21 protein-coding genes are annotated in these 21410 nt (G+C 64.4%); 14 read left to right on the top strand and 7 right to left on the bottom strand.

Going from position 1 to position 21410, the window contains the following annotated elements; all coding sequences use genetic code 11:
- Positions 1-62: 62 nt before the first annotated feature.
- Positions 63-1487, bottom strand: coding sequence for an ABC transporter substrate-binding protein (locus ACZ46K_RS07490; protein WP_054804862.1), 1425 nt, complete (start codon positions 1485-1487; stop codon positions 63-65).
- A gap of 265 nt (positions 1488-1752) precedes the next feature.
- Here ACZ46K_RS07490 and casG point away from each other — a divergent pair, with 265 nt between their 5' ends.
- Positions 1753-3417 (top strand): steroid-24-oyl-CoA synthetase, encoded by a 1665-nt coding sequence (gene casG, locus ACZ46K_RS07485; protein WP_464747446.1) that lies wholly within the window; start codon positions 1753-1755, stop codon positions 3415-3417.
- Between the two features lie 82 nt (positions 3418-3499).
- Here the strand turns inward: casG and ACZ46K_RS07480 are convergent, their stop codons facing one another.
- The 4 genes from ACZ46K_RS07480 to ACZ46K_RS07465 form a co-directional block, all read right to left on the bottom strand.
- Positions 3500-4375 carry an amidohydrolase family protein gene (locus ACZ46K_RS07480; protein WP_464747444.1) on the bottom strand — a complete coding sequence of 292 codons (876 nt, stop codon included), beginning with the start codon at positions 4373-4375 and terminating at the stop codon, positions 3500-3502.
- Positions 4376-4490: 115 nt separating this feature from the next.
- Positions 4491-5864, bottom strand: a complete 1374-nt coding sequence (locus ACZ46K_RS07475) for an MFS transporter (protein WP_054804846.1) — start codon at positions 5862-5864, stop codon at positions 4491-4493.
- Between the two features lie 29 nt (positions 5865-5893).
- Entirely contained in the window at positions 5894-6241 is a 348-nt protein-coding gene (locus tag ACZ46K_RS07470; RefSeq protein WP_054804861.1) for a carboxymuconolactone decarboxylase family protein, read from the bottom strand.
- 186 nt (positions 6242-6427) lie between these two features.
- The gene (locus ACZ46K_RS07465) at positions 6428-7438 is read right to left on the bottom strand and encodes an AraC family transcriptional regulator (protein WP_464747442.1); all 1011 of its coding nucleotides are present in this window, start codon (positions 7436-7438) and stop codon (positions 6428-6430) included.
- A 189-nt stretch (positions 7439-7627) separates the two neighbouring features.
- On the opposite strand from ACZ46K_RS07465, the gene ACZ46K_RS07460 reads away from it, so the two are divergent.
- From ACZ46K_RS07460 to ACZ46K_RS07420, 9 genes are all read left to right on the top strand, one after another.
- Entirely contained in the window at positions 7628-8602 is a 975-nt protein-coding gene (locus tag ACZ46K_RS07460; RefSeq protein ID WP_054809506.1) for a quinone oxidoreductase family protein, read from the top strand.
- Positions 8603-8713: 111 nt separating this feature from the next.
- Positions 8714-9562 carry a TauD/TfdA family dioxygenase gene (locus ACZ46K_RS07455; protein ID WP_054804860.1) on the top strand — a complete coding sequence of 283 codons (849 nt, stop codon included), beginning with the start codon at positions 8714-8716 and terminating at the stop codon, positions 9560-9562.
- A 56-nt stretch (positions 9563-9618) separates the two neighbouring features.
- A complete protein-coding gene (locus tag ACZ46K_RS07450; protein ID WP_054804845.1) occupies positions 9619-10671 on the top strand; it encodes a beta-keto acid cleavage family enzyme in 1053 nt (350 codons plus the stop codon).
- An 83-nt stretch (positions 10672-10754) separates the two neighbouring features.
- Positions 10755-11339 (top strand): RBBP9/YdeN family alpha/beta hydrolase, encoded by a 585-nt coding sequence (locus tag ACZ46K_RS07445; RefSeq protein ID WP_054804844.1) that lies wholly within the window; start codon positions 10755-10757, stop codon positions 11337-11339.
- Between the two features lie 13 nt (positions 11340-11352).
- On the top strand, positions 11353-12936 hold the full coding sequence (locus ACZ46K_RS07440; RefSeq protein ID WP_054809505.1) for a long-chain-fatty-acid--CoA ligase: 1584 nt from the start codon (positions 11353-11355) through the stop codon (positions 12934-12936).
- Between the two features lie 145 nt (positions 12937-13081).
- Positions 13082-14089, top strand: a complete 1008-nt coding sequence (locus ACZ46K_RS07435) for a siderophore ABC transporter substrate-binding protein (protein ID WP_464747439.1) — start codon at positions 13082-13084, stop codon at positions 14087-14089.
- 106 nt (positions 14090-14195) lie between these two features.
- Complete coding sequence (locus tag ACZ46K_RS07430) at positions 14196-15176, top strand: ABC transporter permease (RefSeq protein ID WP_464747437.1); 981 nt, start codon at positions 14196-14198, stop codon at positions 15174-15176.
- Positions 15169-16221: an iron chelate uptake ABC transporter family permease subunit gene (locus ACZ46K_RS07425; RefSeq protein ID WP_464747435.1), complete on the top strand. Its 1053-nt coding sequence runs from the start codon at positions 15169-15171 to the stop codon at positions 16219-16221. The genes ACZ46K_RS07430 and ACZ46K_RS07425 overlap by 8 nt, the downstream gene beginning before the upstream one ends.
- Complete coding sequence (locus tag ACZ46K_RS07420; RefSeq protein ID WP_054804843.1) at positions 16218-16973, top strand: iron ABC transporter ATP-binding protein; 756 nt, start codon at positions 16218-16220, stop codon at positions 16971-16973. Before ACZ46K_RS07425 ends, ACZ46K_RS07420 begins: the two co-directional genes overlap by 4 nt.
- 34 nt (positions 16974-17007) lie before the next feature.
- Here the strand turns inward: ACZ46K_RS07420 and ACZ46K_RS07415 are convergent, their stop codons facing one another.
- On the bottom strand, positions 17008-17532 hold the full coding sequence (locus ACZ46K_RS07415; RefSeq protein ID WP_464747433.1) for a ribonuclease H family protein: 525 nt from the start codon (positions 17530-17532) through the stop codon (positions 17008-17010).
- Between the two features lie 90 nt (positions 17533-17622).
- Here ACZ46K_RS07415 and ACZ46K_RS07410 point away from each other — a divergent pair, with 90 nt between their 5' ends.
- From ACZ46K_RS07410 to ACZ46K_RS07400, 3 genes are all read left to right on the top strand, one after another.
- On the top strand, positions 17623-18528 hold the full coding sequence (locus ACZ46K_RS07410; RefSeq protein WP_464749257.1) for a DNA-3-methyladenine glycosylase family protein: 906 nt from the start codon (positions 17623-17625) through the stop codon (positions 18526-18528).
- A 58-nt stretch (positions 18529-18586) separates the two neighbouring features.
- Positions 18587-19072, top strand: coding sequence for a MarR family transcriptional regulator (locus tag ACZ46K_RS07405; protein ID WP_054807158.1), 486 nt, complete (start codon positions 18587-18589; stop codon positions 19070-19072).
- Positions 19073-19152: 80 nt separating this feature from the next.
- The gene (locus ACZ46K_RS07400; protein ID WP_464747430.1) at positions 19153-19662 is read left to right on the top strand and encodes an acyl-CoA thioesterase; all 510 of its coding nucleotides are present in this window, start codon (positions 19153-19155) and stop codon (positions 19660-19662) included.
- A 4-nt stretch (positions 19663-19666) separates the two neighbouring features.
- Here ACZ46K_RS07400 and ACZ46K_RS07395 read toward each other — a convergent pair whose 3' ends face one another.
- Positions 19667-20476, bottom strand: a complete 810-nt coding sequence (locus tag ACZ46K_RS07395) for an SDR family NAD(P)-dependent oxidoreductase (RefSeq protein ID WP_054807156.1) — start codon at positions 20474-20476, stop codon at positions 19667-19669.
- Between the two features lie 92 nt (positions 20477-20568).
- Here ACZ46K_RS07395 and ACZ46K_RS07390 point away from each other — a divergent pair, with 92 nt between their 5' ends.
- Positions 20569-21408, top strand: a complete 840-nt coding sequence (locus ACZ46K_RS07390; RefSeq protein ID WP_464747428.1) for an SDR family NAD(P)-dependent oxidoreductase — start codon at positions 20569-20571, stop codon at positions 21406-21408.
- The last annotated feature ends 2 nt before the right edge of the window (positions 21409-21410 follow it).

The raw sequence follows: 21410 nt of genomic DNA, 5'->3' as shown, positions 1-21410 counted from the left end.
GCGAAAACCTCTGCTCGTCGGTGCCGGCGGCGCATACGCCGCCGGCACCGGTCGTCATCGGATCAGGACGCCGGCCTGATGATGTTGGGATTCAGGTACTTCGTGGCGATACGGTCGGGTCCGAGATCGGTTCCCCAGGTGCTCGGGTCGGTCGCGAACAGGTAGCGGTCGTCGCATTTGAAGGTGCCGGCTTCCGCGGGGAACGCCTGCGAGAACTCCGCACCATCGAGCGTGGCGACCAGGCCGCACTTCGCGGGCATATTGGCGCCCGGATCGGTCGCGGCGTGCAATCCGCCGCCGTCCCACTCGTGGATCTTCGACAGTTCGTCGATCATGCACTGCCGGGTCAGGTCCGAACCGCACTCCTGTGCGGCGGTCGCCCACAGCAGGAACGACGAGGTCGCCTGCATTCCGAGCAGTGCGGTCTTGCCGCCCTTCGCCGTGACCATGTCGACGTAGTCCTTCACCGCGGGAACGGTGTCGGCGTTCTCGATCATCTGGAAGGTCATGCCGGCGTGCAGGTTGTCGAGCAGACCGCCGTTCGCACTGTTCCACTCGCGTGCCGCGTCGCCGTACCAGGTGGCCTCACCCATGAAGATGGGGTCGATACCGACCTGGTCGAGGGCCTTGATCAGGTTGAATTCGGCCGGCACCGGCGACCTCGACGTCCACAGCCCCGTGGCGCCGCATTCCTTGAACTTCTCGGCGAACGGGACGTAGCTGGACTCACCCTCGTAGTTGAGGGTCACTCCACAATTCTTCAGATGGAAGCCCGCGGCCTCCGCGGTCGACCGGGTCTTCGTGGTCGACGTGATGATCGTCGGCATCGTGGAGTTGATGACGTCGAAGCCGTTCATCTTGTCGGGGTGCATCTCGGCGATCTGGAACCACTGAGACCCGTTGGCATAGTCGACGGGGAACGGAACGCCCTGAAAGGTCATCGGGCCGTTCGCCGCGTCCGGGGAGACGGTGAACGCAGGGACGGCCGCAAGGTTGCAGGCCACACGGGTCTGCTCGGACGTCTGGTCCATCGCGAAACCGTGCCCGACCAGCATGAACTCGGTACCGCAGGCGTTCTGCATGACGGCGTTCGCCTGTGTCATCGCGCCGTCGTAGTAGGTGCCCACGATCTGCCGGCCGTTGATACCGCCCTGCTCGTTGCACCAGTCGATCATCGCGGAAACGGCGTCGCCCATTTCCTTGTTCAGTCCCGGGCTCTTGACGTAGCCGCTGTCGTCGCCGAAACCGATGCGGATTTCCGAGTCGCTGACACCCTGATCGGTCGCGCCGGTGGCATCACCTGCGCCGCACGGAGAGTCGAGGGTTCCGAACTTCACACCGGTCGGTGCGGCGGCCGCTTCCGCGGCGGCAACCGGTGCCATCCCGGCAGCGGCGGGATCCGCACCTCGATCCGACGCACAGGCCGAGGTCACCGCCATGGTGGCAGCCAAACCGGCCACCAGTTTGGTGGCAGTACTTCGTTTCACGATGTGGAGCTCCTTACGTCTCGAGCGCGCGCCGAGAATGGCGAGGATCGGGACCTCGCGGCGGCATGTCGGTGCCGCGAAAGTAGCCAGCGTCACGCAACGGACATCCCGGACTCCCGGTGAGTGAGACTTGGCCGTGATGGGGACCACACGCCGTTCCCAGTCAGTGGTATCTCTCACCCCATACTGGAGGGAGAGCGTGAGATCGTTCCGCGGCATCGAGTGAAGTACTTCTTCTCCGCGACACCGAAGAAAGGCGATCGAAGTGACAGCACCCGCAGATGTCCAACAGATGCTGCAGAAGGTCGTTTCCCAGCTCACAGGTCCGGGCGGCCGTTTCGAGGTCGCTGTGGAGAACGTACGTGGAAACGCCATGCCGGTGATGACCAAACGCGACCGGCGTGTCGCCGACATCGTCGTCGCTTCGAAGGCGTGGGGCGACCGCGACTACATCGTCACCGCCGACCGACGGATCTCCTTCGCTCAGCACGCCGACGCGGTGGCAGCTCTCGCAACGACCCTGCGCGACGAATACGGCGTGGGCAAGGGCGACCGGGTCGCGATTCTTGCCGCCAACTCCCCGGAATGGATCATCACATTCTGGGCGACCCAGTGCCTCGGTGCGATCACGGTCGGGCTCAACTCGTGGTGGGTGCCCGCAGAAATCGCCTACGGCGTCGAGATGGTCGAGCCGAAGGTGATCGTCACGGACGCCAAGCGTGCAGCACTGCTCACCAAAGCGGAGGTGTCCGGGTTCGAGCAGCTCACGATGGAAGAGGACGTTCCGCGGATCGTGTCCGCGGCGCCCGGTGCCGATCTCCCGGTCTCCGACGTGGACGAGGACGATCCCGCCGTCATCCTGTTCACCAGCGGCACCAGCGGACGTCCCAAGGGTGCGGTGCACTCGCAGCGGAACCTGCTCGCCGTCGTCGACTACCACCGATTCAACGACGCCATGATGTCTTCCATGTACGGACGCCCGTACGACGACGCAACCCCCAGCGACCTTCGCTATCTCTTGACGTCGCCGCTGTTCCACATTGCCAGCCTGCACAACCTCGTCGTACCCCGACTGGCCACCGGCAGCGCCATGGTCCTGACCGAGGGTGCGTTCAATGTCGACAAGGTGTTCACCTTGGTCGAGCGCGAGAAAGTCACCAACTGGGGCGCGGTCCCGACCATGGCCGCCCGCATGCTCGAGCACGAGGACACCGAGAAATACGACCTGACGTCGCTGAGCGCGTTCGCACTGGCGTCCGCACCGTCGTCGCCGGCATTCAAGAAGCGGCTGCAGGAGAAATTCCCGTTCGCCCAGCAGGCGCTCGTCGACAGTTACGGTCTGACCGAGTGCAGCACCGCGATCGCTGTAGCGACCGCACCCGAGATCGAGGCCTTCCCCGGCACGCTCGGCAGCCCGATCATCACGGTGAGCATGGAGATCCGCGACCCGTTCGGCGAGAAGGTCGATGACGGTGTCGAGGGCGAGATCTGCGTCCGCAGCCCGTTCGTGATGCTCGGCTACTGGAACAACGACGCTGCCACCGATGCTGCGATCACCTCCGACGGCTGGCTGCGTACCGGCGACTTCGGGACCCTCGAGAACGGCCGACTCCGGTTGACCGGCCGTCGCTCGGATCTGATTCTTCGCGGCGGCGAGAACGTGTACCCGACCGAGATCGAGCAGGCTCTCGACGAGCATCCCGAAGTCCAGGAGTGCGCGGTCATCGGTGTCGATCACGAGGACCTCGGGCAGGAGGTCGGCGCGGTCGTGGTGTTGGTGGCCGGAAGCGACGCCACCGAAGACGATCTGCGGGACTTCCTCCAGGAACGTCTCGCCTACTACAAGATCCCGAAGACCTGGAGGATCACGCAGGATCTCCTGCCGCGCAACGCGACCGGGAAGGTCATCCGTCGCGACCTCACCGTCTGACGATAGCCACAACCGAAAAAGGCAGGTACACACCTCCGGACGGTGTGTACCTGCCTTTTTCTGCGGCAAACACCCGGGTGCTCTACCCCAGCCCGAACAACGCAGCGGCGTTGTCGTGACACACTTCGCGTAGCCACGCGGAATCCGGCGCGAACCGCTCGATCGCGTCGAGTTGGTGGAGGTAGCCGTACGGGATGTTGGGGAAGTCGGTGCCGAGAAGGATCTTGGATCGGAGGGCGTCGAGCCTGGGCAATGCCGCCTCGGGGAAAGGCATATCCGCTTCGACGAAGTCGGTGAACGCCATCGTGGTGTCGAGGTACACGCGCGGGTATTCGTCCGCGAGGTCGAGGAAGGCCTCGTACTCCGGCATCCCCATGTGGGCAATGATCACCGCCAGGTTCGGGTACCGGCGCATCAGTTCGGCCATCGGCTCGGGTCCGGTGTGCGTTCCGGGAGCGGGCCCCGACCCGCAGTGCACGACGATCGGTAGCCCTTCGTCCTCGAGCAGTCCCCACACGTCCTTCAACTGCGGATCGAGTGGCGTGTAGTCGCCGACCTGGATGTGGGATTTGAACACGACCGCACCGGACGAGATCGCCTCGGCGACATAGGACGCCGCGCCCGGTTCGGGATAGAACGTCGCGGTGTGCAGGCAGTCCGGGGTACGGGACGCGAAATCGGCCGACCACGAATTGAGCCACGCCGCCATCTCCGGCCGATGCGGGTAGAGCATCGACGTGAAGTACCGGACACCGAACGCGCGCAGTCGCTCGACGCGCTCCTCCTCGGTGTGTCGGTAGGTGATGGGCCAGGTCCGTCCGACGAGCGGTCCTGCCGTGTCGAAGTACTCCCAGACCTTGTCCATCACGTTCTTCGGCATGAAATGCGTGTGGACATCGATGAGCTCATCGATGCCGTGCCGTTGACGGAACTGCGCAACCTGATCGATCTCGTTCACACTGCGACCGTACACATGGTGTATCGGAACAACCTTCGATGGAGGGGCCTGAACAGGCCGGGACCGGGTGCGGAAGCGATCCGCACCCGGTCCTGTCGTTCTGCGGAGCGCAGAGTCAGGCCTTTGCCGCTGCGGCCGCACTCTGAATCGCGAGCTTGTCGAGTCCTGCCGCATACAACCGTCTACCGAAGAACAGCGCCACGATTGCGAGCACGTACACCAGCGGGGTCAACTGCAGTGCGCCGACGAGGCCGAGACGGTCGGCGAGGATGCCGACGATGAACGGTCCGGTCGCCAGCCCCAGGATGTTGTTGGCGACGGTCAGCGACCCCAGGGCGGATGCGCGCACCGACTGGTGTGTCAGGCTGGCCACCATCGCTGCGGTCGGGCCGGATGAACCGGCAGAGAAGAAAGCGCCGATCGCGATGAGTGTCAATTGCGCCGGGCCGGGTTCCAACTGGAATGCGACCCCGAGAGAAGTCAGCGAAATAGCGCAGTATGCGATGGCACTGGACCACTTCGCCGACGGGTTGTTGCGGCTGACCCGGTCGGTGATGATCCCGCACACCACCATGCCGGTACCGATCAGCAGCACGAAGACCGAAGCGATCACGCCTGCCTGGTCCGGCGCCATGCCGTACTCGCGGTTGAAGAAGCTGGGCGTCCACGACAGCAGCACGGCAGCGGTGAACATCTGCAGGCCGCCACCGAGATACGCGCACCACACTGCAGGGTTGGTGAACAGGGTCGAGACGGAGACCCGCATCGGGGGCGCGTCCGGACGGGAGGGCGACGGAACGTCCTGCTCGACTGCGTGTGCGGCCAACCGGCGTTCGGTGACCACGATGCGGAACAACGCGACGAGGATGAGCCCGAGCACCGCCATCGCTGCGAACGACCATCGCCAACTCAGGTGCACTGCGATGACGCCGCCGAGAGAGACCCCGACGACCGAACCGAACGAACCGCCGGCCATGAACGCTCCGCTGAGTGCCGAATGCACCCGTGGAGCAAAGACACTGAGCACCAATGCGATTCCGACGCTGCCATATGCGGCCTCGCCGACGCCGACGAGGAAACGTGCCGCCAGCATCTGCTCGTAGTTGGCTGCCACCGCGCAGAACAGCGTCGCGATGCTCCAGATCACCGCCATCAGGACGAGGCTGCGAACCCGGCCCCAGCGGTCCGCGAGCAAGGATAGCGGGAAGGTCAGCAAACCCACCATCAGTGCGACGATGCTGGTCAGAGACGCGAGCTGTGAATCCGAGAGATCCCAATCGGCCTTCAGGAACGGGAAGACGGCGCTGAGCACCTGACGCGACATGTAGTCGGACAGCAGCAACGCGAAGGTCAGCGCAAAGACCACCCAGGGATACATGGGGCGGCGGCGGGGCCGAGCAGAGTCGATGCGATCGGATCCTGGTTCATCGGCCGGAGAGTCGGGGCCGAGTTCGACGGAGGTACCGATCGAGGCGGGAGGGTTTCCCATGAGAGCTCCTCGAGTGGGGGAAGGTGTCGTCAGGACGCTGCGTGACGCGCCTGATGTGCGTCGAGTTCCTCCTCGAGGATCGGAACGCCGAGATTGCAGGCATGGATTCCGAGGACGCTGACCATCTGCAGAACGGTGAGAATCTCGTCGCGAGAGACTCCGAGATCGAGCGCAGCACGGATGTGCCGCCGTACGCCGGGGGCGTACATGTGGGTAGCGGCAGCGTCGATCGCGATGCTGAGGAGTTCGACGAACTCCGGCGTGAAGATGCCCCGCTCGATCGGGGTGGCATTCATCGCCATGAACTGCTCGGTCCACTCCGGATCCCAGTCGGACAATTTGTCCCACAAAGGATTCCAATTGCCGTCCCGGCGCATGGCATCCAGGGTCGGGGTGGGAATCGAATCGGGTTTCGTGGTCACACGGCACTCGTTTCACGCAAGGGTCGAAGTATGATGTGGCGTGAACGCCATTCCACGGAGAACGTGGTGTACATCACTTTAAACCCCGTCGATCGAGATTGATTACCCCGTCGGGACGTATTTCTTCACATTTCGGGACAGCTATTCGCCGGAGCGCCTGCGCCACTCACGAGGGCTCATACCGAACTGCCGACTGAACCAACGGGAAAAGCTACTCGGTGCCGAGAACGACAGCATCTCGGAGATCTCTGTGAAGGTGTGCCGTCGGCTCGCCACCAACCGCCGGGCAAGTTCGGCACGAGTGGCGTCGACGACCCCGGAGAAGGTCTGTCCCGATTTGGCCAGGTGCCGGTGGACAGTGCGGCGATCCACACCGAGACTCTGAGCGACCTGCTCGACGGAGCATCGTCCGGTCGGAAGTAGCAGCTCGACGAGCTCACGTACCCGCTGCTCGAGGGTGGGAGCCTCCGGAGCTGCGAATTCGTCGAAGGCTTGTCGTACATAGCCGCGAAGCAACGGATCGGACAGGCGATTCGGCTGGTCCAGGTCATTCGCATACATGACGATCCCGGAGTAGTCACCGCCGAAGGTGAGGGGCGCATCGAAGATGCGACGGTGGGTACTGTCATCATCGGGGCGCTCGTGCTCGAAGGACACCGATACGGGGCGCCATCGATCTCCGAGCAGGTGCTGCAGTAGCTGGTAGATCACAGCGAGGGCGAGCTCCACCGACTGACGGACGGGCATCGGCTCGCCGGTCTCGACCCGGAGAACGACGGTCGCCAGCCCGCCACGTTCGATGATCTCGATGAACAACGCCTCATTGTAGGTGTGCTGATAGCGGATCAGCATCCGCAACGCACTCCGGGCATCCGGCTCCTCGCGAATACCCATACTCAGGGGGCCGAGAGTGGACAGCCGTCGCCGTTCGGCAAGCCTGAGCCCGAAATCTTGCCGGCCGGTCGCCGCAGCCGAGAGTTCGAGCAGTCGCGCGATCGACGCGGCCGGCATCCAGCGATCCTGAAGTTCGAGCCCCGCCGGATCGAGATCTACGCTGCGCATCAACTGGACCGGGTCGACCGACAGCGAACGCCCCAGTTCGATGTAGCCGGTCAGCGACGCGTAGCGCGCCAGGGGCTTCGCCAGCGTCATCGTCGGATCCTTCCTTCGTTGCCGCCGCGTTCCCTGTCCCGAACGGGCAACAAATATGTCCCCTGCAGGTAAGTATGAACCATCCCTCCTGACTACCGTTGTGTTATCAGCGTCACATAACCCTTCCGAGGTGCAGGAATACCTACGACGCGGTGACACCGGACGCAGCGACATCAGAGGAGAGAACACATGGCACAGGCGATCCGCTTCCACGAAACCGGCGGCCCCGCGGTTCTGAGGTGGGAGTCCGTGGAGGTAGGCGAACCGGGCCCCGGCGAAGTCCGGATCCGGCACGAAGCCGTGGGCCTCAACTTCGCCGACACCTACTTCCGCACCGGGATGTACCCGGCACCGCTCCCCGCAGGAATGGGCGTCGAAGCCGCCGGTGTCATCGAGGCGGTCGGCTCGGGTGTCACAGATTTCCGAGAAGGCGACCGTGTCACCTATACGGGCAGCCCGCTCGGCGCGTACAGCACCGAACGCGTGATGCCGGCCGAGCACTTGATCGCTCTGCCGGACGAGATCCCGTTCGACACTGCGGCCGCAATGACCATGCGTGGCCTGACGACGTCGTATCTCCTGCGTCGCATCCACCCCCTGGCAGCCGGGGACACCGTGCTCCTCCACGCCGCAGCCGGCGGCGTCGGACTGATCTTCTGCCAGTGGGCAAAGCACTTGGGGATCAACGTCATCGGCACCGTATCCAGTGACGCGAAGGCCGAGGCTGCGCGAGCCCACGGCTGCAGCGAGGTCATCGTCTACACGCGAGAGAACGTCGCCGAGCGAGTCCGTGAGCTCACCGACGGCAAGGGCGTGCCGGTGGTGTTCGACAGCATCGGCGAGTCGACCTTTCAGTCGTCGATCGACTCACTCGCACACCGCGGCCTGCTGGTGGCGTTCGGTACTGCTTCCGGCCCGATCCCGCCGATCGATGCCATGGAGCTCGCCGTCAAGGGCTCACTGTTCGTCACCCGCCCTGCGCTCGCCGACTACATCGCCGACCCCGCCGAGCGCGCCGAACTGGCCGGCGAGCTGTTCGCGCACGTCGCAGCCGGACGCATCGAGATCGACATCAACCAGCGGTACAAGCTCGACGAAGCCGAACTCGCCCACCGTGACCTGGAATCAGGCATCAGCGTCGGTTCTTCGGTGTTCTCGGTCTGACCCACATCGACCCATCGTCATCCACCCCTCGTCATGGACAGGAGGACAACCGTCATGACCACCACTGTCGACCGTGCGGACCCCCGCACCGATTCGCGCTCTCGGAGTCCGATGGACGCACGGCCGTCGACCGCGAGCATCGGTGCAGAACTTCACGACGTGGACCTGGCCGAGGTCTCTCGCGACGACCGGCTTTTCACCGAACTGAAAGCACTTCTGCTCGAACACAAGGTGCTGTACTTCCGCGATCAGCACATGAGCCGGGCCGAGCACGTCACGCTCGCGGAGCGCTTCGGCAGGCTCGAGGATCATCCGGTACTCGGCAGCGATCCGGAACATCCCGGCCTGGTCCGCATCTACAAGGACCTCGACAGTCCGCCCGAAGCATTCGAGAACTCCTATCACTGCGACGCCACCTGGCGAGAGATCCCACCGATGGGGTCCGTCCTGCGATGCGTCGAAGGTCCCGCTGTGGGCGGCGACACGATCTGGGTGAACATGGCGCTCGCCTACGAGCGACTACCCGAGCGTGTGAAAGAACAGATCGTCGGGCTGCGTGCACGACACAGCATCGAAGCGTCGTTCGGTGCGCGACTCCCGATCGAGAAGCGCCTCGAGCTGAAGGAGCGCTACCCCGACGCGGAGCACCCCGTCGTCCGCATTCATCCGGAAACGGGCGAGAAGATCCTCTTCGTCAACAGCTTCACGACACATTTCACGAATTTCCACACCGCAGACAATGTCCGATGCGGAGTCGACTACACCCCCGGGGCCGGCGAGTTGCTCCGCTACCTGCAGAGCCAGGCGACGATCCCCGAATATCAGGTGCGTTGGAGGTGGACACCGAACAGCGTCGCGATCTGGGACAACAGGTGCACGCAGCACTACGCGGTCCAGGACTACTGGCCCGCCGTCCGCAAGATGGAACGCGCCGGAATCATCGGCGACCGGCCCTACTGATCACACCGATCCTCTTTCAGCCCAAGACTTCCCCACTCGATCCACAGGAGGCTTCCATGCATTTCCACGACGACGCTCTCTTCCCCGAATGCCAGGAAAAACTGGTCATCACCTGCGCGCCGTACGGCCCCGAATGGGAACCGGACGATTTCCGCGAAGACCTGCCGCTGACGATGGAAGAACACATCCAGAAGGCAGTGGACTGCTACGAAGCCGGCGCAACCGTGCTGCACATCCACGTCCGGGAACTCGACGGCAAGGGCTCCAAGCGCCTGTCGAAATTCAACGAACTCCTCGCCGGACTGCGCGAGGCCGTGCCTGACATGATCCTGCAGGTGGGCGGGTCCATCTCGTTTGCCCCGGAAGGCGAAGGCGCAGATGCGAAATGGCTCTCGGACGACGTGCGGCACATGCTTGCCGAGCTCGATCCGAAACCGGATCAGGTGACCATCGCGATCAACACCAGCCAGATGAACATCATGGAGCTGATGACCGCCGACGACATCGCCGGCACCTCGATGGAACGTCCGGAACTTGCGGCCACGTACCGAGAGATGACCGTTCCTGCCGGACCGGAGTGGGTGGAGGAGCACCTACGCCGCCTTCAGGCCGCCGGAATCCAGCCGCACTTCCAGCTCTCGTCCATCCCGCAGCTCGAGACCGTCGAACGTCTCATCCGTCGCGGGGTCTATACCGGACCTCTCAACCTGACCTGGGTGGGTATCGGGGGCGGCTTCGACGGCCCGAACCCCTACAACATCATGAACTTCATCCAGCGTGTTCCCGACGGTGCGTGCCTGACCCTCGAGACCCTGATGCGCTCGGTCCTTCCGGTCAACACCATGGCCACGGCGATGGGCCTGCACAACCGTTGCGGCAACGAAGACACCATCTGGGGTCGCAAGGGCGAGAAGATGACGTCGGTCCAACAGATCCAGCAGCTGGTCCGTATCGCCGGCGAACTCGGCCGCGAGGTCGCGACCGGTAAGGAAGCCCGCGACATCTACAAGATCGGCGAAACCTACCGCGACGCCGACGAAACCCTCGCCAAGCTCGGCTACGCACCGAATCGTCGTCCCGGACAGGTCGGCTTCACCCAGCACGCCTGACCTACCACCGCGACCGGGCCCGCCGTGATCGACGGGCCCGGTCTCGTCGACAAATGCTGTGGAACAACAGATTTGGGTGATCAATGTACAACAATACCGAACCGACCGTGGTCATCGTCCCCGGTCTACGCGACCACGTCGCCGACCACTGGCAGACCCTGCTCGCCGATCGCCTCGACCGGGTGCGCACGGTGCCACCCCTCGAGCGCGACAAACTGAGCCTCACTGCCCGAGTCGCCGCTCTCGACACGGTCGTGGCCGAAGTCGACGGACCTGTGGTGCTCGTGGCACACAGCGCCGGTGTCCTGATCACCGCGCACTGGGCCCAGCAATCGACCAGGCCGATCCTCGGCGCACTGCTCGCGACACCGGCCGACCTGGAACGTCCGCTGCCCGAGGGATATCCCACGATGGATGATCTCACACAGGGAGGCTGGCTACCGATCCCCCGTCGCCGTCTTCCCTTCCGCAGCATCGTCGCGGCGAGCAGCAACGACCCGCTCGCAGAACAACGCCGGGTCGCGGGCATCGCCGAAATGTGGGGTAGCCGGTTCGTGGATCTCGGCGAGGTCGGACACCTCAACCCCGCGGCGGGATTCGGCGACTGGCCGAAGGCCGACGAGTTCCTGCATGAATTGATCGAATCCGCTTCGCGAACCACCGCCTGAGAGAGATCACACGATGCTCAACCTGTCCGTTGTCCTGGAAGATTCCGCCCGCAGATATCCGACTCGTGACGCGCTGGTGCTCGGCGACACTCGAATCAGCTATGCCGAACTGGACTCCCGCTCGAACCGGGTCGCCAACCTGCTGGTCGAGCGCGGCATCGAACCCGGCGACACCGTCGCCATGTCGTTCCCCAACATGCCGGAATTCCCGATCGTCTACTACGGCATCCTCAAGGCCGGTGCGGTCGTGGTGCCGTTGAACATCATGCTCAAGGGTCGCGAGATCGCCTACCATCTCGAAGATTCCGGAGCAAAGGCGTACTTCTGTTTCGAGGGCGGACCCGACCTGCCGATCGGTGAGTTCGGTCGGGCAGGGTTCGGATCGGCATCGCAGTGCAGCGACATGTTCGTCGCGGGCGGCGAACCCGGAACCGGCACCACCGACATACCGAGTCTCGAAGCTGCACTGGTGGGAGCTTCGGACGTGTTCTCGACGGTGGTACGCGCACCGCAGGACACCGCAGTCATCCTCTACACGAGCGGCACCACCGGAAAACCCAAAGGTGCGCAGCTCTCCCACTCCAACATGGTGATGAATGCGGTCACCGCGAACCGACTGTTCGACAGCAACCCGATCCGCCACGACACCTATCTCGTGACGCTGCCCCTCTTCCACTCCTTCGGTCAGACCGTGACGATGAACGCGGGACTGTCGGTGGGCGGCACCCTGGTCCTGCTGCCACGATTCGAGGCACGCGCCGCCCTGGCGCTGATGACGGACGAGGGCATCACTGTCTTCGCCGGCGTGCCGACGATGTACTGGGGTCTGCTCAGTGCACTGGACGAGAGTGTGGACGTCGACCGGATCGCCACGACGATGCGCCGCGCAATCTCGGGTGGGGCGGCGTTGCCCGTCGAAATCCTCACCCGATTCTCCGAGCGGTTCGGTGTTCGGATCCTCGAAGGTTACGGACTGTCCGAGACCTCACCACTCGCACTGTTCAGCGACCCGGAGCGCGAGCCCCGTCCCGGGTCGATCGGTGTCCCGGTGTGGGGTATCGAGGCACGTCTCGTCGACGCGGATTGGAACACGGTGACAGACCTCGACGTTGTCGGCGAGATCGCACTGCGCGGACACAACGTCATGTCCGGCTATCTCGGCCGCCCCGAAGCGACCGCGGAGGCAATGCGCGACGGATGGCTGCGCACGGGAGACCTCGCCCGACGGGACGCCGACGGCTTCTATTACATCGTCGACCGTGCAAAGGACCTGATCGTGCGCGGCGGCTTCAACGTCTACCCGCGAGAGATCGAAGAAGTACTGATCACCCACCACGCGGTCTCGCTCGCGGCGGTGATCGGCGTACCTCATCAGACCCACGGCGAGGAGATCAAGGCGTTCGTCATCCTCGAACCGGGCGAGTATGTCGAGGAGGCCGAACTCATCGCGTGGTGTCGGGAGCAGATGGCGGGATACAAGTACCCGCGTTCGATCGAGTTCACCACGGTGCTGCCGATGACCGCGACGGGCAAGATCCTCAAGCGCGAACTCGTCACAAAGACCCCGGGATTGCAGGGCGCATCATACGTCCAGTGACTTACGCGCTGCCGATGGAACACCTGGTCAAGACCGAATCCGAAGCAAAGCTAGCGAAACTTCAGGGTTAGGTTATGCTAACCGTTTTATAAGGTGCCCTAAAGGGGTTGCCTAACCCTTTGCAAACGAGCAGCAAGGAAAATCGATGATCGCATCCCGCCTGTACCGAGGTGCCGTGCTCGGCACGTTGGCAGCTCTGGCCCTGACGGCATGTTCGAGCGACCCGGCCACCGAGGCCACCGACGACACCGCCACCACAGTCACGGTCGAAGACAACTTCGGTACCCAGACGGTCACCGTGCCGCCGAAGTCCGTGGTCGCCACCGACAACAGCACGTTCGAGACGCTCGACACGTGGGGTGTTCCGCTCACCGCAGGCGCAGTCACGCTGATGCCGAACACGATCTCCTACACGGAAGACGAGAGCATCATCGACCTGGGTTCGCACCGCGAGCCCAACCTCGAAGCCGTCGTCGCCGTCGAACCGGACCTGATCATCAACGGCGGGCGGTACGGCCAGTACCGGGAGCAGTTCCAGGATCTTGCACCGGACGCCACCATCGTCGAGGTCGCCCCGCGCGACGAGGAGCCCTTCGATTCCGAGCTCAGGCGCGGCGTCACCGTCCTCGGCGAGATCTTCTCCAAGCAGGACGAGGCACAGACACTCGTCGACGCATTCGACGAGTCGATCGCCCGGGTCGAGGCCGCGTACTCCCCTGATCAGTCGGTGATGGGCATCATCGTCTCCGGTGGAGAGATCAACTACGCCGCCCCGAGCACCGGACGCACCATCGGCCCCATGTTCGACATCTTCGGCTTCACCCCCGCACTCGAAGTTGCCGAGGGAACCGACAACCACCAGGGCGACGACATCTCCGTCGAGGCCATCGCAGCATCCAACCCGGGCCTGATCATCGTCATGGACCGCGACGCCGCAACCTCCAGCAGCGGAGAAGCCGACTATGTTCCTGCCGCTAGCGTGATCGAAGGGTCCCCGGCGCTGCAGAACGTGACGGCGATCCAGGAGGGCAACATCATCTACCTGCCCGCCGACACCTACACCAACGAGAGCATCCAGACGTACACGGAGTTCTTCAACTCGCTCGCGGATCTGCTCGAGCAGAACGCTGCGCCGAGCGCAGCGAACAACTGACCCCGACACGGAGCGCAGCGCATAACTGCACTCACAGCGTCGACCGCCGTGGACTCGCCCGAGGGCCGAGTCCACGGCCGGCGTGATTCACGAGCAGAGATCTGAAATGACCACGCAAGCCCCACCCGTCCGGACCCGCGACAAGCTCTTCGACTGGAAACTCCTGCTGGGTTTCCTCGGGGTAGGCGTTCTGCTGATCGCGTCCCTGTTCACCGGGGTGTTCGACATCTTCGGCGGCGACTTCGGCTGGGAGATGTTCAGCATCACCCGCATTCCCCGCACGATCGCCCTGGTCCTGGCCGGTGCGGCAATGTCGATGTCCGGCCTCGTCATGCAGCTGCTCACCCAGAACCGATTCGTCGAACCGACCACCACCGGCACGACCGAGTGGGCGGGGCTGGGTCTGTTGCTCGTCCTGATCGTCGCTCCCACCGCCGGCCTCATGCCCCGGATGATCAGCGCGATCGTCGCTGCATTCGTCGGAACGATGATCTTCTTCCTTTTCCTTCGGCGGGTGCAACTGTCGTCATCGCTGATCGTTCCTATCGTCGGCATCATGCTCGGCGCCGTCGTCGGCTCCATCACGACATACATCGCTCTCGCCACCGACAAACTCCAGAGCCTGGGCATCTGGTTCGCCGGAAGCTTCACGTCGATCATCAAGGGCCAGTACGAAGTCCTCTGGATCGTCGCGATCGTCGCGGTTGTGGTGTTCATCGTCGCCGACCGGCTCACCGTCGCCGGTCTCGGCGAGGACGTGGCCACCAACGTCGGCCTGAACTACAACCGCATCATTCTCTTGGGAACCGGCCTCATCGCTATCGCCACCGGAGTGGTGACAGTCGTGGTGGGTGCCCTCCCGTTCCTCGGGCTGATCGTCCCCAACATCGTCTCGATGTTCCGCGGCGACGACCTGCGCAGCAACCTTCCCTGGGTGTGTCTGCTAGGGATCGCCATCGTGACGATCTGCGACCTCATAGGCCGGACGATCATCATGCCGTTCGAGATCCCCGTGTCGCTCATCCTGGGTGTCGTGGGCTCGGTGGTTTTCATCGCCCTGATTCTCCGGAGCCGCCGCAATGTCTGACACAGCCGTCGAGTCGATCTCCACCACCGCGGTCAAGGCCGAGCACGCAGGCTCCGGAGCATTCGCGACAACCCGCCAAGTACGTCGCTACTGGCTCCTCGTGGGGGTTCTCGCCCTTCTCTCGGTCGTGATCGCCGCGGGGATCGTGACCTGGAACAATCCTGTGCCATTCGGGACGGCAGGGTACTGGCGGATCACGCAGATGCGCGCGACCAACCTCATCGTGATCGCGGTCGTCGTCGTGTGTCAGGCCGTCGCGACGGTGTCGTTCCAGTCCGCGACGAACAACCGCATCATCACGCCCTCGATCATGGGGTTCGAGGCGCTCTACGTTGCACTCCAGACCGCCGCCGTCTTCTTCCTTGGTGCGGTGGGCGTGACAGCGCTCCAGGGGGTACCGCAGTTCGCCCTCATGGTCGTCCTGATGGTCGGCTTCTCGCTGATGCTCTACGGATGGCTACTGTCCGGCAAGTACGGGAACATGCAGGTGATGCTGCTCGTCGGCATCGTCCTGGGCGGCGGCCTCGGCTCCGTCGCCACCTTCATGCAGCGCATGCTGACCCCCAGTGAATTCGACATCCTCACCGCCAAACTGTTCGGGTCGGTGTCCAATGCGGATGCGTCCTACCTACCGCTCGCGATCCCGATGTGCATCGCGGCGGCAGGAACGCTGTGGTGGCGTTCCCGCAGACTCAACATCATCGCGCTGGGCAAGGACGTGACCACGAACCTCGGCCTCAACCATCGCCGCGAGATCATGTTCGTCCTGTTCTTGGTTTCGGTCCTCATGGCCACCACTACTGCACTCGTCGGCCCGCTGACATTCCTGGGATTCCTCGTGGCGACCCTGGCCTACCAGTTCGCGACGACGCACGATCACCGCTTCGTGTTCCCGGTCGCGATCCTGACCGGGTTCGTCATCCTCGGCGGTGCCTACTTCGTGTTGAAGAACATCTTCTACGCCGAGGGCGCCGTGTCCATCATCATCGAGGCCGTCGGTGGCACGGCCTTCCTGTACGTGATCCTCCGGAAGGGCAGATTGTGATCGAGATCAAGGGACTCCGTAAGGAGTACAGCAGCACGGTCACGATCGGTGAGATCGACCTGACCATTCCTGCAGGCGGCATCACGGCCCTCGTCGGACCGAACGGCGCGGGCAAGTCGACGATGCTGACGATCGTGGGCCGGTTACTCGGCGCCGACGCAGGGACCATCGAGATCGCCGGCTACGACGTCTCGAGCACCAAGTCGAAGGACCTCGCGAAGATCGTCTCCATCCTCCGCCAGGAGAACCACTTCGTCACCCGATTGACGGTGCGGCAGCTCGTCGGCTTCGGGCGCTTCCCGCATTCGAAGGGCCGTCTCACTCCGAAGGACGAGGAGGCCATCAGCAGTGCCATCGAGTTCTTCGACCTCACCGACCTCGAGCACCGCTACCTGGACCAGCTCTCCGGTGGACAGCGCCAGCGCGCCTACGTCGCGATGGTGCTGTGCCAGGACACCGACTACATCCTGCTGGACGAACCGCTGAACAACCTGGACATGAAGCACTCCGTCCAGATGATGAAGCATCTTCACAAGGTGGCCGTCGAGCTGGGGCGCACAGTCGTCATCGTGCTCCACGACATCAACTTCGCCGGCCACTACGCCGACCGGATCTGCGCGATGAAGGACGGCAAAGTCGTGGAGTTCGGGACCGCCGAGGAAATCATGGTCGACGAGACCCTCACCCAGGTGTTCAACACACCTGTGACCTGCGTCGACGGACCGAACGGTCGTCTCGCCGTCTACTACTGAGCCGTCTACTTGATGACCGGTGCCGTTCACCGTCTCAGAACAGGGTCATTTCGGCGTCGGCGGCGGGCGCGGCCTTCTTGGGCTTGACCGCTGCGGGCGCGACCTTCGGGACCTCGATCGGACCCGGCCGGGCGGCGGCCTCGCGTGCCGCCTCACCGGCGAGCTTGTCGGCGACTTCGTTGAAGTGGTTGCCGACATGTCCGCGCACCCAGCGGAAGCGCACGGGCCCCGCACGCCCGGCGATCTCGCGGTCGATGTCGCGGACCAGGTCGAGATTCTTCACCGGGGCACCCGCTGCCGTCTTCCAGCCCTTGCGCTTCCAGCCGGGCAGCCACTCGGACGCGCACTTGATGGCGTACTGGGAATCGGATTCGATGAGCAACGGGTCGGGGCCGGGATGAGCGCGGAGCGCTTCGAGCAGCGCCCGCAGCTCCGCGATCTGATTGGTACCGGAGCGATCACCACCCGATGCGCTGGGGCCTTCGTGATTGACCCACGCCCACCCGATGGCGCCACCGGGATTGCGCAAACAGGATCCGTCGGTGCTCACGATGATCATGCGGCGACCATAGCCTTTCCATCCGACACCGTCTAAACCCGAGTTCGTTCACGGGCGTACGGTGATTCGGTGCCCACGTCCACATCCGAAATGGACACCCGTATAAGAGTGCCACGGCCCGTCGACCTCGTGTCGACGCTTCGGCCTCTCCAGCGTGGCGCATGGGATCCGTGTCACCGCATCGACGGTGCCGCCGTATGGCGGGTGTCGCGGATGGAGTCCGGGCCGGTGACGTATCGGCTGACCCAGGACGGCCCGAACGGAGCACGCGCCCAACTGTGGGGGCCTGGTTCGGCAGAATTGCACGACCGGCTCCCCGCATTGCTCGGCGCACACGACGACCCTTCCGATTTCGCACCCGAGCATCCGGCGCTCGTCGAGGCCCACCGGCGATTCCCTGCGCTGCGGATCACACGTACCGGCCGTGTCCTCGAATCCCTCGTGCCCGCTGTACTCGAGCAGCGGGTGCACGGCGTCGCGGCGTTCGCATCGTGGCGCCGCCTCGTCACCCGTTTCGGCGACCCCGCCCCCGGCCCCGCGCCGACCGGTATGTGTGTGCCGCCGAGCGCTCAGGTGTGGCGTCGCATCCCATCGTGGGAGTTCCACAAGGCGAACGTCGACCCGGGCCGGGCCCGCACGATCGTGCGGTGCGCGCAGCTCGCCGACCGTCTGGAGCGCCTGTGCAACGACTCCCCGGTCGAAGCCCAGCGGAAACTGCGGACGCTGCCGGGAATCGGGGTGTGGACAGCGGCCGAGGTCGCACAGCGAGCATTCGGCGACACCGACGCCCTGTCCGTGGGCGACTACCACCTTGCGAACGTGGTCGGCTGGTCGCTGCTCGGCGGACCGCTCGACGACGACGGAATGGTCGAGTACCTCGAACCGCTCCGCCCGCATCGCTATCGCGCGGTCCGTCTGATTGCGGAATCCGGTGGGTACTCACGGGTCCCGAAACGCGGTCCACGCACCCCCATCACGGACCACCGTAGACGCTGATAGTGACGCGCCCGACGGAACTCGCTTCCGTGACGTGGCCGAACGTAGACTCCGACACATGCCCGCCAGCGATGCCCCGACCGGTCCGGTCAGTAAAATCCGGCCCGGTCCGGCCCGACTCGAGCATCTCCCCAGCTTCCTGCTGAGCCAAGCCGCGCTGCACATCCATCGCGTCGTGTTCGACCGGCTCGACGCTGCCGACGCCCGTGGTCACCACTACCGAGTGCTCGCCGCGCTCGACGAATACGGGCCGTCCAGTCAGATCGATCTGGGCCGTCGGTGCGCACTGGATCGAAGCGACGTGGTCTCCGTCCTCGACACACTCGTCGATCGGCATTTCGTCGAACGCGCTCCCGATCCGAACGACCGGCGCCGGAACATCATCAGCCTCACCCGTCGAGGACGGAACCGGCTGTTCGACCTCGAGCTCACAGTCACCGCGGTGCAGGACGTGGCGTTCGCGCCACTGGATGCGGACGAACGTGCGCAATTCGCCGCCATGCTGACCAAGCTTGTGGGGCATCACTCCCGTACCGACCGGTAACGGTACGGCCTTCGTGGTCGTAGGCTTGAACGGTGCCGACAACCGGAGATCCCGGAACACTGCCTACGAAAGGACCACGCGTGCAGGCCAAACCATGCCGGGAATCACGAGTCATCAAGACCAACAGGGTTTTTCCGAACGACGTCAACGATCACAACACGTTGTTCGGCGGGAAGCTGATGAGCGACATCGACATGACCGCATCGATCTCCGCGACTCGTCACAGCCGCGCTTCGGTGGTCACGGCATCGACGGATTCTGTGGCGTTCCTCGCACCCGTGAGTCCCTCCGACTCGGTATGCCTCGAATCATTCGTCACGTGGACCGGGCGCAGCTCGATGGAGGTGTTCGTGAAGGTGACCGCAGAAGACCTCCGCAGCGGTGATCGCCGGATCGCCGCGACCGCCTTCTTGACGTTCGTCGCGATCGACGACGCCGGCATGCCCACCCCGGTGCCTCAGGTACTGCCGGAGTCCGACGAGGAACTCCAGCTCAACAAGTCCGGCGACGAACGCGCCGAGACCCGTCGCGCGCACCGTCGGCAGAGTCAGAAGATGGCCGAATACCTCACCACGAGCCGCCCCTGGTGATCGATCAGTCGGCGGTGATGTCGGCGAGCAACTCGTCGATACGACCACGTGCGCGCTCCACGACGCCACTTCCCGGCGCAACGTGAACGCGTCCCGCCTCGATCGCCGCGAGAGCGAACTCCGCAACTTCGCGGGGCGTGAGGACATTGCCTCCGCCCATACTGCGCATGGATCGCTGCGCACCGCCGACGGGTAGCGAGATGGCGCCGAGCGCAGCGGAGTTCACACCGAGCGCAGTGTCGACGAGGCCCGGACACAGCACCGTCGCACCCAGCCCGGGAGCGACCTCCTTCAGCTCGATATCGAGGGTTTCGGTCAAGCCGACGACCGCGTGCATCGTCGTGGTGTACGGCGTGCGCCCGGGCAGTGGCGCGAGACCGCCCGAAGACGCGGTGTTGAGGAAATGGCCCGTACCTCGCTCGAGGAACAGTGGCGCGAAAGCCGTGATTCCGTGGATCACACCGCGCACTTTGACGTCGATCATCCGCTGCCACGTCTGCGCGCTCTGTTCCCACAGCGGCGCCGCCGGGCACACTGTTCCCGCGTTGTTGCAGACGAGGTCGACCCGTCCGTACACCTCCATCGTCCGCTCGGCGAGCGCACGAACGGAGGGCTCGTCAGCGACATCCGCGAGCACGGCCGTGACCTCGCCTCCCTCGGCGCGCAGGGAGGATTCCGCTTCCGTCAGACCGTCGGACCGAATGTCGGAGATCACCACCGAGACACCTCGGGACACGAGGGCCTCCGCGAGGCCGTACCCGATCCCACTCGCTCCTCCTGTGATCACGGCGACTTGTCCTTGTTCGATGCGCATCAGGGCTCCACCTTCTTCATCGATTTCGGCCTCGACCGGCTGCGGAGGTCGGCGACCTTGATTCACCAGCATCCAGAAGTATAGTTCTGAATATGGAGAATACTGTTCTTGGCAAGGTTGCTCTAGTCACCGGTGCCAGCCGAGGGGTCGGCGCAGCCGCAGCCCTCGCACTGGCCGATGCCGGCTACGCGGTGGCCTGCGCCGCTCGGTCCACGCGAGACAACCCTCGCCGCACCCCCGGCACCCTCGACGACATCGTCGACACCATCCGAGCACGAGGTGGCACAGCGATCGCCGTGCCGGTGGACCTGTCGGACCGCGAGCAGGTCGGCGCCATGGTCGAGCAGACCGTCGCCGAACTCGGGCGGCTCGATGTCCTCGTCAACAACGCCGGCGTCACCTTCGTCGGCGACATCGATATCCCGCTGCGCCGACATGACCTCGTGATGGCGATCGACCTCGACGCCCCACTGATCGCGATCCGCCACGCCGTACCGCACCTGCGTGCAGCCGGCGAAGGCCGCATCCTCAACGTGTCCTCACTGGCCGCACTGAAGCCGGTGCCCGGACTGATGTCCTACGGCATCGCCAAGGTAGGCCTCGAGCGGATGACCGTCGACCTCGCCCGCCAGCTCGCAGTCGACAACATCGCCGCCAACTGCTTCCGCATCGACTCCCCGGTCGCATCCGAAGGCACTCTGGCCAACCTGCCGGACGTCGACCACAGCGACTTCGCACCGAGCTCCGAGGCCGCCGAGGGCATCCTCTGGATGCTCGATCAGCCCACCGACTACTCCGGACAGCTCGAGAGCATGACCCACCTCGCTCACCGTGAGGGGATCATGCCCACAGCGGCCTCTCGACCCCTGACCCCGATCGAAATGTTCACCGGCGTCCACGACGACCAGCCGAATGTGTTCGTGGACGGGTGACC

The sequence above is a fragment of the Rhodococcus sp. JCM 9793 genome, assembly GCF_055380405.1.
The sequence above is the reverse complement of the archived record's forward strand: the minus strand, read 5'-3'. Positions and strand labels throughout refer to the sequence as shown.

What these genes read in the sequence shown, in the direction of transcription:
- ACZ46K_RS07475 (WP_054804846.1), bottom strand. Translation starts at nt 5,864, where the DNA reads ATGGGAAACCCTCCCGCCTCGATCGGTACCTCCGTCGAACTCGGCCCC.
- ACZ46K_RS07470 (WP_054804861.1), bottom strand. Translation starts at nt 6,241, where the DNA reads ATGCGCCGGGACGGCAATTGGAATCCTTTGTGGGACAAATTGTCCGAC.
- ACZ46K_RS07465 (WP_464747442.1), bottom strand. Translation starts at nt 7,438, where the DNA reads ATGACGCTGGCGAAGCCCCTGGCGCGCTACGCGTCGCTGACCGGCTAC.
- ACZ46K_RS07460 (WP_054809506.1), top strand. Translation starts at nt 7,628, where the DNA reads ATGGCACAGGCGATCCGCTTCCACGAAACCGGCGGCCCCGCGGTTCTG.
- ACZ46K_RS07455 (WP_054804860.1), top strand. Translation starts at nt 8,714, where the DNA reads ATGGACGCACGGCCGTCGACCGCGAGCATCGGTGCAGAACTTCACGAC.
- ACZ46K_RS07450 (WP_054804845.1), top strand. Translation starts at nt 9,619, where the DNA reads ATGCATTTCCACGACGACGCTCTCTTCCCCGAATGCCAGGAAAAACTG.
- ACZ46K_RS07445 (WP_054804844.1), top strand. Translation starts at nt 10,755, where the DNA reads ATGTACAACAATACCGAACCGACCGTGGTCATCGTCCCCGGTCTACGC.
- ACZ46K_RS07440 (WP_054809505.1), top strand. Translation starts at nt 11,353, where the DNA reads ATGCTCAACCTGTCCGTTGTCCTGGAAGATTCCGCCCGCAGATATCCG.
- ACZ46K_RS07435 (WP_464747439.1), top strand. Translation starts at nt 13,082, where the DNA reads ATGATCGCATCCCGCCTGTACCGAGGTGCCGTGCTCGGCACGTTGGCA.
- ACZ46K_RS07430 (WP_464747437.1), top strand. Translation starts at nt 14,196, where the DNA reads ATGACCACGCAAGCCCCACCCGTCCGGACCCGCGACAAGCTCTTCGAC.
- ACZ46K_RS07425 (WP_464747435.1), top strand. Translation starts at nt 15,169, where the DNA reads ATGTCTGACACAGCCGTCGAGTCGATCTCCACCACCGCGGTCAAGGCC.
- ACZ46K_RS07415 (WP_464747433.1), bottom strand. Translation starts at nt 17,532, where the DNA reads ATGATCATCGTGAGCACCGACGGATCCTGTTTGCGCAATCCCGGTGGC.
- ACZ46K_RS07410 (WP_464749257.1), top strand. Translation starts at nt 17,623, where the DNA reads ATGGACACCCGTATAAGAGTGCCACGGCCCGTCGACCTCGTGTCGACG.
- ACZ46K_RS07405 (WP_054807158.1), top strand. Translation starts at nt 18,587, where the DNA reads ATGCCCGCCAGCGATGCCCCGACCGGTCCGGTCAGTAAAATCCGGCCC.
- ACZ46K_RS07395 (WP_054807156.1), bottom strand. Translation starts at nt 20,476, where the DNA reads ATGCGCATCGAACAAGGACAAGTCGCCGTGATCACAGGAGGAGCGAGT.
- ACZ46K_RS07390 (WP_464747428.1), top strand. Translation starts at nt 20,569, where the DNA reads ATGGAGAATACTGTTCTTGGCAAGGTTGCTCTAGTCACCGGTGCCAGC.